Annotated in this window: 17 protein-coding genes; 15 read left to right on the top strand and 2 right to left on the bottom strand. The window is 71.6% G+C overall.

What is annotated here, in order from left to right:
• The first annotated feature begins 124 nt into the window (after positions 1-124).
• From CGL27_RS30200 to CGL27_RS30250, 12 genes are all read left to right on the top strand, one after another.
• Entirely contained in the window at positions 125-1,030 is a 906-nt protein-coding gene (locus tag CGL27_RS30200) for a hypothetical protein (protein ID WP_119991288.1), read from the top strand.
• Between the two features lie 26 nt (positions 1,031-1,056).
• Positions 1,057-1,761, top strand: coding sequence for a Flp pilus assembly protein CpaB (cpaB, locus tag CGL27_RS30205; protein WP_119991290.1), 705 nt, complete (start codon positions 1,057-1,059; stop codon positions 1,759-1,761).
• 16 nt (positions 1,762-1,777) lie between these two features.
• Complete coding sequence (locus tag CGL27_RS30210) at positions 1,778-3,520, top strand: AAA family ATPase (protein WP_119991292.1); 1,743 nt, start codon at positions 1,778-1,780, stop codon at positions 3,518-3,520.
• A gap of 1 nt (position 3,521) precedes the next feature.
• Entirely contained in the window at positions 3,522-4,199 is a 678-nt protein-coding gene (locus CGL27_RS53620; protein WP_346345750.1) for a TadE/TadG family type IV pilus assembly protein, read from the top strand.
• Positions 4,196-5,632 (top strand): CpaF family protein, encoded by a 1,437-nt coding sequence (locus tag CGL27_RS30220; protein WP_119991294.1) that lies wholly within the window; start codon positions 4,196-4,198, stop codon positions 5,630-5,632. Before CGL27_RS53620 ends, CGL27_RS30220 begins: the two co-directional genes overlap by 4 nt.
• Positions 5,633-5,640: 8 nt before the next feature.
• On the top strand, positions 5,641-6,579 hold the full coding sequence (locus CGL27_RS30225; protein WP_078643267.1) for a type II secretion system F family protein: 939 nt from the start codon (positions 5,641-5,643) through the stop codon (positions 6,577-6,579).
• A gap of 29 nt (positions 6,580-6,608) precedes the next feature.
• Positions 6,609-7,496: a DUF5936 domain-containing protein gene (locus CGL27_RS30230; protein WP_119991295.1), complete on the top strand. Its 888-nt coding sequence runs from the start codon at positions 6,609-6,611 to the stop codon at positions 7,494-7,496.
• Positions 7,497-7,786: 290 nt separating this feature from the next.
• Complete coding sequence (locus CGL27_RS50270) at positions 7,787-7,936, top strand: hypothetical protein (RefSeq protein WP_162496074.1); 150 nt, start codon at positions 7,787-7,789, stop codon at positions 7,934-7,936.
• 8 nt (positions 7,937-7,944) lie between these two features.
• The gene (locus tag CGL27_RS30235; protein WP_119991296.1) at positions 7,945-8,631 is read left to right on the top strand and encodes a pilus assembly protein TadG-related protein; all 687 of its coding nucleotides are present in this window, start codon (positions 7,945-7,947) and stop codon (positions 8,629-8,631) included.
• Between the two features lie 42 nt (positions 8,632-8,673).
• Positions 8,674-9,261, top strand: coding sequence for a hypothetical protein (locus CGL27_RS30240; RefSeq protein ID WP_078643270.1), 588 nt, complete (start codon positions 8,674-8,676; stop codon positions 9,259-9,261).
• An 8-nt stretch (positions 9,262-9,269) separates the two neighbouring features.
• Complete coding sequence (locus CGL27_RS30245; protein ID WP_119991297.1) at positions 9,270-9,905, top strand: OmpA family protein; 636 nt, start codon at positions 9,270-9,272, stop codon at positions 9,903-9,905.
• Between the two features lie 137 nt (positions 9,906-10,042).
• Positions 10,043-11,305 (top strand): SLC13 family permease, encoded by a 1,263-nt coding sequence (locus tag CGL27_RS30250; protein WP_078647632.1) that lies wholly within the window; start codon positions 10,043-10,045, stop codon positions 11,303-11,305.
• Positions 11,306-11,478: 173 nt separating this feature from the next.
• Here the strand turns inward: CGL27_RS30250 and CGL27_RS30255 are convergent, their stop codons facing one another.
• Together CGL27_RS30255 and CGL27_RS30260 are read right to left on the bottom strand one after the other, a co-directional pair.
• The gene (locus CGL27_RS30255; protein ID WP_078643271.1) at positions 11,479-11,883 is read right to left on the bottom strand and encodes a cold shock domain-containing protein; all 405 of its coding nucleotides are present in this window, start codon (positions 11,881-11,883) and stop codon (positions 11,479-11,481) included.
• Between the two features lie 102 nt (positions 11,884-11,985).
• Positions 11,986-12,459 carry a DUF192 domain-containing protein gene (locus CGL27_RS30260; RefSeq protein WP_119991298.1) on the bottom strand — a complete coding sequence of 158 codons (474 nt, stop codon included), beginning with the start codon at positions 12,457-12,459 and terminating at the stop codon, positions 11,986-11,988.
• An 83-nt stretch (positions 12,460-12,542) separates the two neighbouring features.
• On the opposite strand from CGL27_RS30260, the gene CGL27_RS30265 reads away from it, so the two are divergent.
• The 3 genes from CGL27_RS30265 (at position 12,543) to CGL27_RS30275 (ending at position 16,076) form a co-directional block, all read left to right on the top strand.
• The gene (locus CGL27_RS30265; RefSeq protein ID WP_078643273.1) at positions 12,543-13,289 is read left to right on the top strand and encodes an A24 family peptidase; all 747 of its coding nucleotides are present in this window, start codon (positions 12,543-12,545) and stop codon (positions 13,287-13,289) included.
• A gap of 294 nt (positions 13,290-13,583) precedes the next feature.
• The gene (locus CGL27_RS30270) at positions 13,584-14,345 is read left to right on the top strand and encodes an isoprenyl transferase (RefSeq protein ID WP_078643274.1); all 762 of its coding nucleotides are present in this window, start codon (positions 13,584-13,586) and stop codon (positions 14,343-14,345) included.
• A gap of 396 nt (positions 14,346-14,741) precedes the next feature.
• The gene (locus CGL27_RS30275) at positions 14,742-16,076 is read left to right on the top strand and encodes a PhoH family protein (RefSeq protein WP_078643275.1); all 1,335 of its coding nucleotides are present in this window, start codon (positions 14,742-14,744) and stop codon (positions 16,074-16,076) included.
• Positions 16,077-16,393 lie beyond the last annotated feature (317 nt).

Below are 16,393 nucleotides of genomic sequence, written 5' to 3' on the forward strand. Positions count from 1 at the left end.
GTTCTCTCACGCCGCTTTCGTGGATAAAGTGACGACCGACCAGGACAGGGGCAGTAATGAGACAGGGGCAGTAGAGACCTGTGGCCGCCGCCGCTCGGCGCCGATGTGAGACGGGGTAGCCGACGTGCCCACCGCGATAGCAGTCACCGGCCGTGAGCTGGTGCTTCCGCCGCCCGACGGGCAGACCCCGTCGGCCGTCGTGCTCCGCCCGCCGGACGCACAGTCACTCGACGACGCCCTCGCCGAGGTCGGGAACCTCCTCGACCAGCAGGGCTACCTCGTCGTGCTCTATCCCGCCGCCACCCCCGCGGCCGTGGTCCGCCGGCTCCATATCGTGCGCTCCGTCCTGGAGAGCGACCGGATGGCGCTGCTGCCGCTCGAACTGCCCCCGCTGGCCGTGGCCGTACTGGCCCGTCAGTTACGTCAGCTTTCCATTTCCGACTTCAGCCCCGGCGTTCTGGCGTGCGCCGCCCGGCTGCTCTCCCACTACATCCACGCGGGCGCCCTCCTGGGCAGCGTCGCCCGGCTGGACCGGGTCCCGGTCAGCCTCACCTCGCACGTCAAGTCCTGGGTGCCCGGCGCCCACTTCGGGGTGCTCGCCCATCCCACCCCGCGGCTGGTGAAGGTCGGCGGTGCGTCCGAGCTGCCCGCCCCCGGGTACGCCACCTCCATGACCGTCGCCCGGGGCCAGCTCAACAGCCATGGCTACGGGGGCGGCGGCGCGGGCCACGACGACTGGGTCGCCGGCGCCCTCGCCCCCGCCTGGGGCGTACGGGGCGTGGAGGAGGTGCCGCTGCCCGCCGAGTCGGCGCGCTGGTGGGGCACCCCGAAGCTGATCGAGTTCGCCGCGGCCATCCCCGACCTCTCGGTCCTCTACCAGCTCGTGGCCTCCGTACGGAGAGAGGAATGCCACTGGTGCGGTTTCGAACTCATCGGCGACCGCTGTGCCTTCTGCTCCTGCCCGGTGGCACGCGGCGATGAGATCCCCGCACTGCTCACGTCCCAACGTCCCGCCCTGACCAGCCGGTAACGTCCCCGAACGAGGTTGTGCGTCCCATGAATTCACGCCAGCGCCGCGGAGTCATCCTGCTGCTCCTGTCGGTCCTGTGCGCCGTCGGCGCCTTCGCCGGAGTGCTCTCCGTCGTCAACGACGTGGAGTCGAAGGTCGGCCCCGAGACCACCGCCTACAAGCTCACCTCGGACGTCAAGCCCTACAAGGCGCTGGACGCGGGGGAGTTCGAGAAGGTCTCGATGCCCAAGCGCTATGTGCCCTCCACCGCCGTCACCGATCTCGACGAGCTACGCGGGAAGATCGCGGTGACCCAGCTCGCCAAGGGGTCGCTGCTGCAGCGGGACATGATCGCGAACCGGCCCGCCCTGAAGCCCGGCCAACAGGAGATCGCCATCATGATCGACGCGGCGACCGGCGTCGCCGGGAAGATCACCCCCGGTGCGAAGGTCAACATCTACGCGACCTTCGAGGGCAACTCCCAGGGCGAGGAAGCGGTCTCCAAGCTGATCGTCGCGGGCGCAGAGGTGCTCGACCTCGGCAAGATCACCGCCCTGGAGCCCAACCAGGACGACAAGCGGCGGAGCGACGAGGCCGTGCCGATCACCTTCGCGCTCGACACCAAGAACGCACAGCGCGTGGCCTACGCCGAGTCCTTCGCCTCGCATGTGCGGCTCGCGCTGGTCGCCCCCGGCGGAGGCACCTCCATAGGCCCCGGCGACCGCACCTACACCCTCGACGGCGACAAATGAGTGAGGAGGTGCCGCGGTGACGATCAGGATTCTGCCGGCCGCCGGCGACCCCGACGCCGCCCGCTCCCTGAGCGGGCTGCTCGGCCAGCTGCCCGGTGTCGAACCGTCGGCGCCGGTCGGCGACTCGACCCTGCTGCTCGACACCCTCGCCTCGCTGGCCGCCGCCTCCCTGGAGGAGCTGCCGGAGGTCGTCCTCGTCCATGAGCGCATCGGCCCGGCCCCGGCGCTGGAGCTGATCCGCGAGATCGCGCTGCGCTTCCCGGCGGTGGGCGTGGTGCTGGTGACCGCCGACGCGGGGCCCGCGCTGTACTCGGCCGCCATGGACGCCGGGGCCCGCGGCATCGCCGGGATACCGCTGTCGCACGACGAGCTGGCGGCCCGCGTCCAGGGCGCCGCCCAGTGGGCCACGGGCGTGCGGCGCCATCTCGGGGGCGGCGGCGATCCGTTGGCCGCCGAGCCCGGCGGCAAGCTGGTCGCGGTCGCGGGGGCCAAGGGCGGGGTCGGCACCACCGTGACCGCCGTGCAGCTCGCGCTCGCCGCGCGGGCCGCGGGCCGTAAGGTCGCGCTCGTCGACCTGGACCTGCAGTCCGGGGACATCGCCTCGTATCTCGACGTCCAGTTCCGGCGCTCGATCGCCGATCTGGCGCAGATCAGCGACATCTCGCCACGGGTGCTGCAGGACGCGGTGTTCACCCACCAGACCGGGCTCGGGCTGCTGCTCGCGCCCGGCGAGGGCGAGCGCGGCGAGGAGGTGACCGACCGCACCGCCCGCCAGGTCATCGGCGCGCTGCGGTCGCGCTTCGAGCTGGTGGTCGTCGACTGCGGTACGCAGATGACCTCCGCGGGCGCCGCCGCCGTGGAGACCGCGGACATCGCGCTGCTGGTGACCACCCCGGACGTGGTCGCGGTGCGCGCCGCCAAGCGCATGGTCCGGCTGTGGGACCGGCTCCAGATCCGCAAGGCGGAGGAGACCGTGACCGTGGTCAACCGGCACACCCGCAGCGCGGAGATCCAGCCGCAGCTCGTCCAGCGGGCCACCGGGACGACCGTGGCGCGCACAGCCATCCCGGCCGGCTTCAAGGAGCTGCAGCCCGCCGTGGACTCGGGCCGGATGCAGGACCTGGACGCCAAGTCGGCCGTCAAGCAGGCGCTGTGGGGGCTGGCCGGTGAACTGGGCCTGGTGGACGCCGCGCCCCCGGGCGGCGGTCGCCGCGCCGCCCACCGCGGCGGCCACGCGGCTGGGGGCGGCGGCGAGCGCGCCGTGTCGGGGCTGCGGCGGCGCCATGCCATAGAGGCGGGCGGCGACCCGGCGCAGGGCAGCGTGGGCGACGGCACCGACGCGCTGAACGAGATCGCCCCGCCGTCCACCAAGGGCTTCCTGCGCAAGCGCGGCGGCGACCGCGGCCAGGTGACGGTCGAATTCCTCGGCGTTCTGCCGCTGGCGCTGATCGTGCTCGCGGTCGTCTGGCAGGTGGTGCTGGTCGGCTATACGTACTCGCTGGCGGGCAACTCGGCCGACAAGGGCGCCCGCGCGGGCGCCACCAAGGGCGCGGGCGCCTGCCAGGACGCGGCGAGCAAGGACATCCCCGGCTCCTGGAGCGCCGACATCGACTGCGCCGGCGGCGACGGCTCGGTCTACAAGGCCACGGTCAAGCTCCACGTCCCGATCCTCTTCCCGGGCGCCGCCGACTTCCCGTGGACGGTCACGGGTACGGCGGGGGCGGCGGACGAGAGCGACCTGGCGGGCGGAGGGGAGTGACATGACCCGTCGTCACCGCGCACGCACCCGGACCGGCTTCGCGGGCCCCGCGACGGCCCCCCGCCGCCACGACCCGGGGGCTTCCACGGTGCCGGGCGACGGACTTGTGCCTCCGGGCGATCGGCCCGCGGCCCCCGGGCTCACCGGGGCGGCCGACCGCCCAGGGGCGGGCGCGCCGTTGGGCGAACGGGCGAGGGCTCGGCACCTGCCCGGCGGGATCCTCGGCCGGGCGGACCGGCGCCCCGGTGCGTGGCGCCCCGGTGCGTCGCGCCGGTGGCGGGCCGACGCCGGGTCGGCGTCGATCGAGTTCCTGGGGTTCTTGCCGATCCTCATCCTCGTCGCACTCGCCGCCGCGCAGCTCGGCATCGCCGCGTACACCGCGCAGCAGGCCGGGACCGCGGCGCGGGCGGCGGCGCGCACGGCGTCGCTGGACGAGCCGCGGACCAGCCCGCAGGCCGCCGGGAAGGCGGCGATGAGCGGATGGCTGGCCGACGGCGCCGGTATCAGCAGCGGCGGCTGCGGCGGCGGGGAGGCGCGGGCCACCGCGACCGTGGAGATCCCCTCCGTCATCCCCGGCTTCGACTTCGGCAGCGCCGAGAAGAGCGCCACGATGCCCTGCGACGACGGAGATGGCGGTACGGACAGTCCGGAGGCGGCGGCGATGGGAGGCGACCGATGAGCCTGCGGGCCCGTATCACCGCGCCCGAGGGGCCCGGCGAGGGCGGCGCTGGACGCCAGGACGGCCACCTCGTGTCCGCCTACCGCGCCAAGCTGCTCGAGGAGATCGACCTCGCGGAGATGTCCTCGCTCTCCACCGCCGAGCGCCGCTCCCGGCTGGAGCGCGTGCTCGGCCACATCATCAGCCGCGAGGGCCCGGTGCTCTCGACCACCGAGCGCTCCCAGCTCATCCGCCGGGTGGTGGACGAGGCGCTCGGACTCGGGGTGCTCGAACCCCTCCTCGAAGACGCCTCCATCACCGAGATCATGGTCAACGGCCCGGACCAGATCTTCGTGGAGCGCTCCGGCCGGGTCGAGCAGGTCCCCGTCCGCTTCGCCTCCGAAGAGCAGCTGATGCAGACCATCGAGCGCATCGTCTCCACGGTCAACCGCCGGGTGGACGAGTCGAATCCGATGGTCGACGCCCGGCTCCCGTCCGGCGAGCGGGTCAACGTGATCATCCCGCCGCTCGCCCTCACCGGCGCCACGCTCACCATCCGCCGCTTCCCCCGCGCGTACACCCTTCATGAGCTGATCGGCATGGGCACGCTGGACGAGCAGATGCTGATGCTGCTCGCGGCGCTGGTGCGGGCCAAGTTCAACGTGGTGGTCTCCGGCCCCACCGGCTCCGGCAAGACCACGCTGCTCAACGCCCTCTCCGGGCTGATCCCCGACGGGGAGCGCATCATCACCGTCGAGGATGCCGCCGAGCTGCAGTTGCAGCAGACCCATGTCATCCGGCTGGAGTCCCGGCCGCCCAACGTCGAGGGCAAGGGCCGTATCACCATCCGCGACCTGGTCCGCAACTCGCTGCGGATGCGCCCCGACCGCATCATCGTCGGCGAGGTGCGCGGCGGTGAGACCCTCGACATGCTCCAGGCCATGTCCACCGGCCACGACGGCTCGCTGGCCACCGTCCACGCCAACAGCGCCGAGGACGCGCTGATGCGGCTGCAGACGCTCGCCTCCATGTCGGAGGTGGCGATCCCCTACGAGGCGCTGCGGGACCAGATCAACAGCGCCGTGGACTGCATCGTCCAGCTTGTCCGTAACGCCGACGGATCCCGGCGGATCAGCGAGATCGCGCTGCTCGACAGCCACGGCCACGAGGCGTACCGCATCGCCACCGTCTGCCGCTTCGACGCCCAGCCGATGGGCGCGGACCGGGTGGTGCACGGGCGGTTCGGCTACTTCCCGCTGCCGGAGCGGGTCGCGGAGCGGCTGCGGATGGCGAGCGAATCGGTGCCGCCGGCCTTCGGCGTGGCCGCCTTCCCGGCGCAACTGGCCACCCGAGCGGCCGGATACGACCCGCACGACCGGCCGCCGTTCGGCCGACCGCCGCACGACCGACCCTCGTTCGATCCACCCCCGTTCGACCCCAGGGACCGGAGGTAGCAGGGCCCATGGACCATCTCGCGACGGCCGCACTCGGCGCGACGCTGGTGTGCGGCGCGCTGGGCGTCGTGGGCGTGCACACCTACGTCCGCGGCAAGGAGCAGCAGCGCGCGCTGATCGACCGGCTGTCGGAGACCGGCCCGCTGCCGGGCACCGTCCGCGCGCGCCGCTTCGCCGGGGTCGACCGGCGGCTGCGCACCATGTCCCTCGGCCGGAAGCTGGAGCTGCGGCTGGTGGCGACGGGCCTGGAGATCACCCCGGGGGAGTTCTTCGTCTACACGGCGGGGGCGGCGGCCGGGCTGTGGCTGATCGCGGCGTCCTTCCTCGCCGCGTTCTTCGGCCCGATAGCGGCGGTGATCGCCGTCTGGGGGGCCTTCGCGTTCCTCGGCTGGCAGCGGCAGAAGCGGATAGAGCGCTTCATCAACCAACTGCCGGAGCTGTCGAGGATCCTGGCCAACGCCACCCAGGCCGGGCTGGCGCTGCGCACCGCGCTCGGTATGGCGGCGGACGAGATGGAGGCGCCGGCGGGCGAGGAGCTGGCCAAGGTCGCGGCCAAGCTGGCCGTCGGCCACTCGATCGACGACGCGCTGGAGGAGCTGGCCGAGCGGCTGCCCTCCCGGGAGCTGGTGGTGCTGGTCACCACGCTGGTGCTGTCCAACCGCGCGGGCGGGACGGTGGTCAGCTCGCTGCGCAACCTCACCCAGACGCTGGAGGAGCGCAAGGAGACCCGGCGGGAGGTGCGCACCCAGCTCTCGCAGGTGACCGTCACCGCCTATGTCGTACCGCTGCTGGGGATCGGGACGCTGCTGCTGATGAACCGGATCTCGGCCGGTTCGCTGGACCGGATGACCTCGTCCTTCTGGGGGCAGGCCGCGGTGGTCGTGGCCTTCTGCCTGTACGGGATCGGCTTCTTCCTCATCCGCCGCATGTCCAAGATCGACGTCTAGCGAATCCAGGTAGAGGGGACTTGAGGGAGATGGCACTGCTGCTGGCGCTGGCGGCCGGTCTCGCGGTGGCGGGCATCGCCTACGGCATCACGCTGTACCGCAGCGAGGCCAAGCTGCCCAGCGACCTCGCGGTGGCCCTGGAGGTCGGCTCCAGCCGGACGACCGCGGTCGGCTCGGCCGTCGACCGGCTGGGCATCCGCTACGCCCCGCTGGTGCTGCGGCTGATGGGCGAGAAGCGGGTGGCCAGGGTCCGCCGCCGGATCGATCTGGCGGGCAATCCGGGCGGTCTGACGGTGGACCGCTACGCGGCCCGGCGGGCGGTCTACGGGGCGCTCGGCTTCGGCGGGGCGCTGGTGATGCTGATCAAGGGTCAAGTGCTGCTGGCGCTGGTGCTGGTGGCGTTCGGGCTGTTCTGGATCGAGGTGGGCATCTGGGCGGCGGTGCGGGAGCGCAAGGACGCGATCGAGCGGACACTGCCGGATTTTCTGGATGTTCTGGCCGTCGTGGTGAGCGCCGGATTGAGCTTCCGTCAGGCCCTGGACCGGGTCGCGGAGAAGTATGAGGGTCCCTGGGCGGATGAACTTCGCATCACACTTCGGCAAATGGACATGGGCGTCAGCCGCCGCCATGCGTTCGAGGAGCTACGTAAACGTAATGACTCCGAACAGGTCGCGCAGTTCGTCACCGCCCTCCAGCAGGGGGAGGAGCTGGGCGCTCCGATTGTGGAAACGCTGATCGCCATTGCGAACGACATGCGCCGTACGGACGCTCAGAACGCGCGGCGGCGCGCGGCGCGTGCGGTACCGAAGGCGACCATGGTCATTACGACCTTCATGGTCCCCGGAACCATGGTGCTGCTCGTCGCGGGGTTCTTCATCGGTTCGGGCACCGACTTCGGTTCGGTGACCGGGGACTGACGGTCTCTTTTAGGTGAAGCTCCTTCGCGGTTGCAATTGAATGTGGGACAGTCGTCGACGGAGAACTCCTCGGTGGCGGGAGGGGGTGAGACGGATGCACGACCGGGGCCGGTCGTCACGTCCACGGTTCGAACGTGGTGAACGGGGAAGGCAATGCTTCCTGGGGCACTGTTCCGAGACGGCTGTTTCGGCGTACTTTGCTCGTGTCGCGAGCGACACAACGGGGGTTGAGTCGCCGGACCACAGTGGGACGGCAGCCCATGGAGGGGAACACAATGGGGAAGCGCGTCATGCGGAACGATCGGGGACAGACCTCGATCGAATATCTGGGCATCATCGCCGTGGTGGTGGCCATCGTGCTGGTCCTGTCGACCACGGACTTCGGCAGCATGATCGCGAACGCCATCTCCGACAAGATCTCACAGGTCGTCGGCATCTGACCGGTCCCGTGACAGCGCGCCGAGATCTCAGGAGCGACGCGGGGCAGGCATTTCCGATCTACATCACCGCGGTGGCGGGCCTGCTCTTCCTCGCGCTCGCCCTCTTCGCCGTCGGCCAGGCCGGAGCCACCCGCAACGGCGGACAGACCGCCGCCGACGCGGCGGCCCTCGCGGCCGCCCAGGACTACCGCGACCAGTTGCGCAAGGGGTTCCTGGAGGCGATCGCGGACGGCAGCGCCTGGGACGACCTGCTGAACGGACGGGGATTGGGCTCGACCAGCGCCTGTGATGAGGCGCGGTGGTTCGCCGGTCAGAACGGTGCGGACGTGACCGACTGCCACGGGCCCGAGTTCCTGCCGACGTCCTTCACCGTCACCGTCAGGACGCGGAAGCCCGTGGGCAAGACCGTCATCCCCGGCACGGAGACCAAGCACGCGAAGGCGACGGCCAAGGCGGTCGTCACCCCGCGCTGCACGGCCGAGCCGCCCGCCCCGCCGACCAAGGGGCCCGATGACGGCGACGGCGGTAAGGACGACGAGGGCGGGGACGGCGGTAAGGGCGACGGGGACGGCGGTAAGGACGACAAGCCGCCCATCGACCTCCGCTGCGACGGACTCGACCTGACCATCGACCCGACGCGTCTCGACCTCTTCCCCGACGCCAAGGACCTGTTCTCCGTGCACCTTGCCGACTGACGGCCGACTGACGAGCGAACGAAGAGCAAAGGACAGCGAGCGATGAGCATTCGGCACACGACGAAGGCCCGGAGGGGGGCCGCCGCGACGGCGCTCGCCGCGGCCCTGGCCCTCGCCGTGGCCGGGTGCGGCAGCGGCGACGGCGACGGCGACAAGAAGCCCGGCGACGGCGCGGCCCGGACGTCGACCGCGCCCAAGGACGACGGCGGGGATCAGGAGCCCGCGGCGGACTCGTCCAAGACCATCGGCGAGATGAAGGGTCCCGGCGGGATCGTCGTCACCCTGCACTCCGCGGAGCGCGACGACGGCGGGTTCGTCACCGTGAACGCCACCGTCACCAACCACGGCAGTCGGCTCTTCAACGCGATCGACTGGCGCTCGAAGGAGACCGAGGTGAAGTCCCTGTCGTCCGTCTCCGGCGCGTCCCTGGTCGACGAGAAGGGCAAGAAGCGCTATCTCGTCCTCCGGGACACCGACGGCCAGTGCCTGTGCACCACGGGGCTCTCCGGGATCAAGCCCAATGAGAGCCGGCCGCTGTTCGCACAGTTCCCGGCCCCGCCGAAGAGCGTCACGGAGCTCGACTTCCAGATCCCGACCATGCCGTCCGTCGGCATCACCCTCTCCGGATGAGCCGGGCCATGACACCGCAGACGACGGCCCGCCGCCCCGCGCGCCGCGGCCCCGTACTGGCCGCGCTGGCCTCCACCGCGCTCCTGGTCACCCTCACCGCTCCGGCGCCGCCCGCCCACGCGGACAGCGGCCCCGGCGCGCCCGCCGACACCACCCCGCCCCTGAAGATCGACGCCAAGGACTCCGATCTGCGGATGCCCGAGGGCGCCAAGCTGGCGCCCGGCCGGGTCCTGGACATCAAGTCCGTGGTCGAGACGGACGACGGCGACGAGCGGCGGGAGGACACCAACGCCAAGGTGAAGTTCGCCCTCCAGGCCGAGGTGCTCTTCGGCAAGGACAGCGCCAAGCTGGGCGGCGAGGCGAAGGCCCGGATCAAGGAGATCGCCTCCGAGGCCGAGCGGCAGAACGCGAAGAGCGTCCGCGTCTTCGGCTTCACCGACAACCTGGGCTCCGCGGGCCATGGCATCGTGCTGTCGAAGCAGCGGGCCAACGCGGTGCAGCAGGCGCTCGCCGAGGACCTTGAGCCCTCGGTCAACTACGAGATCCGGGGCTACGGCGAGCAGTACCCGATCGCGGACAACGCGAGCGAGGAGGGCCGCAAGCGCAACCGCCGGGTGGAGGTCAGCTTCCCCAGGACCGCCTGAGCGGCCCGGTTCCCGGCTCCCCAGGACGGGCGGGCCGAGCGGTCCCGGTTCCCGGCTCCCCAGGACCGGCTGAGCGGTCCCGGCGGCGCGATGCCGCATCATGGGTGTGCCGATCACGCCATCCGCCGGAGTCCGTTCTGAGTACCGCCGTCGCCGAGTCCCTTTCCGTCGTCCTGCTGCTCGGCGTACTGGCCTTCGCTGTGGTGCGCCCCCGGGGTCTGCCGGAAGCGGTCGCGGCCGTGCCCGCCGCCGGGATCGTCGTGGCCACCGGGGCGGTCTCGCCCGCCCGGGCCTGGACGGAGACCCAGGAGCTGCTGCCCGTCGTGGGCTTTCTGGCCGCCGTACTGCTGCTTGCCCGGATGTGCGCGGACGAGGGGCTCTTCGAGGCGGCGGGCCAGGCCGTGGCGCGGGCCTGCGCGGGGCGTACGGACCGGCTCCTGGGCGGGGTGTTCGCCGTCGCGGCGGTCGTCACCGCCGTGCTGAGCCTGGACGCCACCGTCGTGCTGCTCACGCCCGTGGTGTTCGCCACGGCGGGCAGGCTCGGGGCGCGGTCCCGGCCGCATGTGTACGCCTGCGCCCATCTGTCGAACTCGGCGTCCCTGCTCCTTCCGGTCTCCAACCTCACCAATCTGCTCGCCCTTCAGGCCGGCGGGGTCTCCTTCACCCGTTTCGCCGTGCTGATGGGGCCCGCCTGGCTGCTGACCATCGGCATCGAGTACCTGGTCTTCCGCCGGTTCTTCGCCACCGATCTGGCCGCCGGGACCTCCGAGCCCCCGCCCGCCGACTGGCCCCGGGTGCCGGTCTTCGCGCTGACCGTGCTGCTGCTGACCCTCGCCGGGTTCGTCGGGACCTCGCTGGCGGGCCTCGACCCCCAGTGGGCGGCCTGGGCGGGCGCCCTCGTGCTCACCGTAAGGGCGCTGCGGCGCCGCGAGACGACCGTAAGGGGGGCCATCGGCGCGGCCGGGCCGCTGTTCTGCCTGTTCGTGCTCGCGCTCGGAGTCGTGGTCCAGGCCGTGCTGGCGGGCGGTCTCCAGGACGCGCTGACCCAGGTGCTGCCCACCGGGACGAGCCTGCCCGCGCTGCTCGGGATCGCGACGGTCGCGGCGGTGCTGGCCAATCTCATCAACAACCTGCCCGCCGTGCTGGCGCTGCTGCCGATCGCCTCCGCGGGCGGCACCGGGCCCGTGCTCGCCGTGCTGATCGGCGTCAACCTGGGCCCCAACCTCACCTACGTCGGCTCCCTGGCCACCCTGCTGTGGCGGCGCATAGTGCACCACCACGAGCCGGACACCGGCTCCGACCTGGGGGTGTTCACCCGTCTGGGGCTGCTGACCGTACCGGCGACCGTGGTGGCCGCGACGGCGGCGATGTGGATGATGCTGAAGGTCACCGGAAGCTGAGAAGCACCGGAAGCCGAGGAGCGCCGGAAGCTGAGAGGCGCTGGAACGCGAGGATCCCTGGAACGCGAAGGGCCGCCGCCGCGACGGCTCGTCGCGGCGGCGGCCCTCAGCCCGCTGTCAGGACGCGATGCGGCCCGACGCCAGGATCCGATACCAGGATTCAGGGTCCGATATCAGGATTCGATCCAGTTGTGCGCCTGGGCGAGCTCGATGACCCGCCTGCGCACCTGCTTGATCTGGTCGGCGGTCAGGCTGCCGCCCATCTCGACCAGCGCCTCGGTGAGCTCCTGCCGGAGCTCGGCGACCGACAGCACATCGCACATGGTGTCGTCGCCGTCCGGCCCGGAGGGCCGCACGACCGGCGCGGCGGCGCGTTCGAGGACGCGGACCTCCGACGCCTTGGGCCCCTTGTCGCCGTACTCGGGAACGAACCGCACCTTGGACCCCGGCTGGAACAGGTGCTTCTCGTCCAGCAGGTCGTTGGCGTGCATGAAGACGTCCTCGCCACCGTCGTCCGGAGCGATGAAGCCGTAGCCGCGGAACTCGTCGAAACGCAGAATCTTGCCCGTGGTCGTCACCGTGCCACCCCTACCCCTACTACCTCTACCTCGATGATCCCGACCGCTACCTCGATGAATCTCGACCGCGATCGAGGGTGTCCCAACCATGACACCGAGAAGTCAGCGTACAGAAGGAGTGGGCGGCGCTGAAGGCCCGGGGGTGATCACGACGCGTACGCCCCGCCGCACGCCCCAGCGCTCCAACGCGCCCGCCTCCGCCTCCAGGACATGGCGGGCGCGCAGCCGGGGGCGCCCGAGCCGGCCGGGGCGCAGGGTGTGGACGTCCACGACGGTGAGCCGCCGGTCTAGATACGCGACGTCGATGGCGAACCGCATCCGGAAGGTGTGCACCCCGCTCGCCGGGGTGAGGAGGAGCGCGCCGGTCATGCCGTCCCGGCCGAGCAGACCGCGGGCGCGGGCGCGATAGGAGGCGGCGATGGTGAGCGGAATGCCCTCCGCGAGCCCCGCGCTCAAGCCCTTCGCGCGCCCCGCGCTGCCCTCCGCGCCCTCCCGGTCCTCCTCTGCGCCGTCCGCTCCGTCCGCGCCGCCGACCACGTGCAGCGTCCCCGTACCGTCCCGCCAGCGGCCCACCATCCGGTCCCCCTTCGGCCCGTCCCGCGCCGTCCGCCCGTCCCGCGCAGTGTTCCACCGGCCGGGCGCTTCCGTAGGCTCGGCCCGTGCAACCGCTGCTGATCGTGCTCGCCGCCGCGTACGGTGCGGCCGCCGGGCTGCTCGTACCGCGCCCGCTCTACCGGCTGGCCGTCGATCCGGAGGAGCCCTGGCGCGGCGCCTGTCCGCGCGGGCACGCGCTCACCGGCCCGGCGCGCGGCTGGCTGGGCCCCGCCCGCTGCGCCGGCTGCCGGGGCGGCGAGCGGGACTACGGGACGGGCCCGCTGCCCGCCGCGGCGCTCACCGCGCTGGTGTGCGCGGGCCTGGCGGCGGCCGTCGGCGCCCGCCCGGAGCTGGCGGTGTGGCTTCTGCTGGCGCCGCTGGGGGTGCTGCTCACGGCCGTGGACCTGGCGGTAAACCGGCTGCCGGACGTCCTCACCCTGCCCATGGCGGGCGGAGTCGCCGCGCTGCTCGGCGCGGCGGCGCTGCTGCCGCACAGCGCCGGGTCCTGGCCGCGCGCGCTGCTGGGCGGCGCGGTGCTGGGCGGGGCGTATCTGGTGCTGTTCCTGATCAGCCCGAGCGGGATGGGGTTCGGCGACGTCAAGCTGGCGCTGACGCTGGGGGTCGCCCTGGGCTGGTACGGCTGGGACGTGCTCTTTGTGGGCGCCTTCGCCGGGTTGCTGCTGGGCTCCTGCTGCGCCGCGGCCCTGGTGCTGACCCGGCGGGCCGGGCGCCGGACCGCGATGGCGTTCGGCCCTTTCATGATTCTCGGGGCGGGCGCCGGGCTGGTGCTGGGGGCGCTCGGGGCCGGATGAAACCGGCGCGCGGATTGTCGGCCCCGCCGGTGCATGGACATCCCCTCACGAAGCGTTATGGTGGAAGCCCCCCCTCGGGCCGGTCCGTACTCCCCCCCCACGGACCGGCCCGCTTTATTTGGGGCATCCGGGGCCCCAGGGGCGGCACGTATCCCGCACGGTCGGCTACGAAGCGTGACGCAGGGTGATCGTTCGGCCGTCCCGGTTAGCCAGCCTTCCCGCCCCGCAGTAGGGTGTCGGCCTTGGGGCGGACTGCCATGGCAAGCCATGCGAGGCACTGAGGGGCTGGAAGACGTGAAGTTGCGCGACCTGGTGTACGGGCTCTACGCACGCCGGGTGGAAGGCCGCCTCGATCACGCCCAGGTGCCCAAGCACATCGGCGTCATCCTCGACGGCAACCGCCGCTGGGCCCGCGCGGCCGGCGGCACCGCCGAGCAGGGGCACAAGGCGGGCGCCAGCAAGATCCAGGAGCTGCTCGGCTGGTGCAGTGAGACGGACGTCGAGGTCGTCACCCTCTGGCTGCTCTCCACGGACAACCTGGACCGCCCCGAGGACGAGCTGGGACCGCTTCTGAGCATCATCGAGGGCGCGGTGCGCGATCTGGCCGCCGACGGCCGCTGGCGGGTGCACCACGTCGGCAACCGCGATCTGCTGCCCTCCCGGACCCAGACGGTCCTCAAGGAGGCCGAGCGGGACACCGAGCACATCGACGGAATACTGGTCAATGTGGCCGTCGGCTACGGCGGACGGCAGGAGATCGCCGACGCGGTGCGGTCGCTGCTGCTGGACCACGCCACCAAGGGCACCTCTTTCGAGGAGCTCGCCGAGGTCGTCGACATCGACCTCATCTCCGAACACCTGTACACGCGTGGGCAGCCGGATCCCGACCTGGTCATCCGCACCAGCGGTGAGCAGCGGCTCTCCGGCTTCATGCTGTGGCAGAGCGCCCATTCGGAGTACTACTTCTGTGAAGTTTTCTGGCCCGCTTTCCGCAAGGTCGACTTCCTCCGCGCACTGCGCGACTACGCCGCCCGTCACCGCAGGTACGGCAACTAGTTCCGGTCTGTAGCACCGCAGTTCACCGGCCCGGGGCCGGACGCCGCCCGGCGTCCGGCCCCGGGCCGTGTAGCACGCTGGTTTCACAACGTTCATATCCGCGCCGTCATATGCCGTTGCATGCCCCCGCACGTTCGAGGGAATATCCCTTCCAGGTCGACGCCCTGTCCCACCTGTCCAGTCGGGTGTCGAACTGCCAGCGGACGGCATTGGGCCGTCCGTCCGGGAGGCCCTTTGCACACGGACGACTGTGCGGATCGTGCGTATGACGCGGAGGGCCGGCGCTCGGCCCTCCCAGTAGGGCCTGAGCCCGGTCCGTTCCCCGTCTACGGCGGGGATACCTCACTCCCGCGACGCCGTCGCACCCCAACCTCTCCCGAGGGGGTACGTCCACCCGTGGTGACCAGCAAGAAACGCCGCGAGCAAGACCGGCGCACCTATGTCCTCGACACCAGCGTCCTGCTGGCCGACCCCAATGCCATGGCCCGCTTCGACGAGCACGAAGTCGTGCTGCCGGTCGTGGTGGTCACGGAACTGGAGGCCAAGCGGCACCACCCGGAGCTCGGGTACTTCGCGCGGCAGGCGCTCCGCCTGCTGGACGAGTACCGCGTCCGGTTCGGCCGCCTTGACGCCCCGATCCCGATCGGCGATCTGGGCGGGACTCTGCGTGTCGAGCTCAACCACTCCGACCCGGGTGTTCTGCCCGCGGCCTTCCTGAATCACGGCCGCATCCCGGACAACGACGCGCGGATCCTCGCGGTCGCCAGAAACCTGCAGGCCGAGGGGTATGACGTCACCGTCGTATCGAAGGACCTGCCACTGCGCATCAAGGCGTCCTCGGTGGGGCTGCTCGCCGAGGAATACCGCGCGGAGCTGGCGATAACCGACTCGGGCTGGACCGGGATGGCGGAGCTCGCCGTCTCGGCCGAGCAGGTGGACGACCTGTTCGCCGCCGAGACCGCGTACGTCCCCGAGGCGGCCGGACTGCCCGTGCACACCGGTCTGGTGCTGCAGTCCGAGCGAGGCAAGGCGCTCGGCCGGGTCACCCCGGACGGGCAGGTGCGACTGGTGCGCGGCGACCGGGAGGCGTTCGGGATCCACGGGCGCAGCGCGGAGCAGCGCATCGCGCTGGACCTGCTGCTCGACCCGGAGGTCGGCATCATCTCGATGGGCGGCCGGGCCGGTACGGGCAAGTCGGCGCTGGCGCTGTGCGCCGGTCTCGAGGCCGTGCTGGAGCGGCGTCAGCACCGCAAGGTGATGATCTTCCGTCCGCTGTACGCGGTGGGTGGCCAGGAATTGGGCTATCTGCCCGGCTCCGAGGCCGAGAAGATGAGCCCTTGGGCTCAGGCGGTCTTCGACACGCTGTCCGCGGTGACCAGCGCCGAGGTGATCGAGGAGGTCGTGGGGCGCGGGATGCTGGAGGTGATGCCGCTGACGCATATCCGCGGCCGCTCGCTCCATGACGCCTTCGTCATCGTCGACGAGGCCCAGTCGCTCGAGCGGAATGTGCTGCTCACCGTGCTGTCCCGGATCGGCGCCAACTCCCGGGTGGTGCTGACCCACGACGTGGCCCAGCGGGACAACCTCCGCGTCGGGCGGTACGACGGTGTGGTGGCGGTCGTCGAGAAGCTGAAGGGGCATCCGCTGTTCGCGCATGTCACCCTGACCCGCTCCGAGCGTTCGCCGATCGCGGCGCTGGTGACCGAAATGCTGGAGGACGGCCACATCTGAGCTGGTTGAGTCGTTTGCGGCCACAGGGCGCCGCGCGGAAAGGCCAAGGAGCTTAGCCGCGCGGCGTCTTGGTGCGTGGGGATTTCCAGAAATCCTAGGGCGTAAACGGGATGTGAGCTTTCACACCTGGCGGGGAATTGCCTCGGGGCTCGGCGTCCGGCAGTCTGTGGGTTCTGTCAGGCCCCGCATACGGCACACCGGTACCCCCAGCGGTACAGAACCACAGCAGCACCAGAATTGAAGAGAGTTCGCCGTATGCCGCCCGAGCACCTCGAGGATTTCCCGCGGGGGATCCCCACCGGGCCCGTGCCTCCCGT

Source organism: Streptomyces sp. 11-1-2, assembly GCF_003595545.1.
GTDB classification, from domain to species: Bacteria; Actinomycetota; Actinomycetes; order Streptomycetales; family Streptomycetaceae; genus Streptomyces; species Streptomyces hygroscopicus_B.

What these genes read in the sequence shown, in the direction of transcription:
- cpaB (WP_119991290.1), top strand. Translation starts at nt 1,057, where the DNA reads ATGAATTCACGCCAGCGCCGCGGAGTCATCCTGCTGCTCCTGTCGGTC.
- CGL27_RS53620 (WP_346345750.1), top strand. Translation starts at nt 3,522, where the DNA reads ATGACCCGTCGTCACCGCGCACGCACCCGGACCGGCTTCGCGGGCCCC.
- CGL27_RS30220 (WP_119991294.1), top strand. Translation starts at nt 4,196, where the DNA reads ATGAGCCTGCGGGCCCGTATCACCGCGCCCGAGGGGCCCGGCGAGGGC.
- CGL27_RS30225 (WP_078643267.1), top strand. Translation starts at nt 5,641, where the DNA reads ATGGACCATCTCGCGACGGCCGCACTCGGCGCGACGCTGGTGTGCGGC.
- CGL27_RS30230 (WP_119991295.1), top strand. Translation starts at nt 6,609, where the DNA reads ATGGCACTGCTGCTGGCGCTGGCGGCCGGTCTCGCGGTGGCGGGCATC.
- CGL27_RS50270 (WP_162496074.1), top strand. Translation starts at nt 7,787, where the DNA reads ATGCGGAACGATCGGGGACAGACCTCGATCGAATATCTGGGCATCATC.
- CGL27_RS30240 (WP_078643270.1), top strand. Translation starts at nt 8,674, where the DNA reads ATGAGCATTCGGCACACGACGAAGGCCCGGAGGGGGGCCGCCGCGACG.
- CGL27_RS30245 (WP_119991297.1), top strand. Translation starts at nt 9,270, where the DNA reads ATGACACCGCAGACGACGGCCCGCCGCCCCGCGCGCCGCGGCCCCGTA.
- CGL27_RS30260 (WP_119991298.1), bottom strand. Translation starts at nt 12,459, where the DNA reads ATGGTGGGCCGCTGGCGGGACGGTACGGGGACGCTGCACGTGGTCGGC.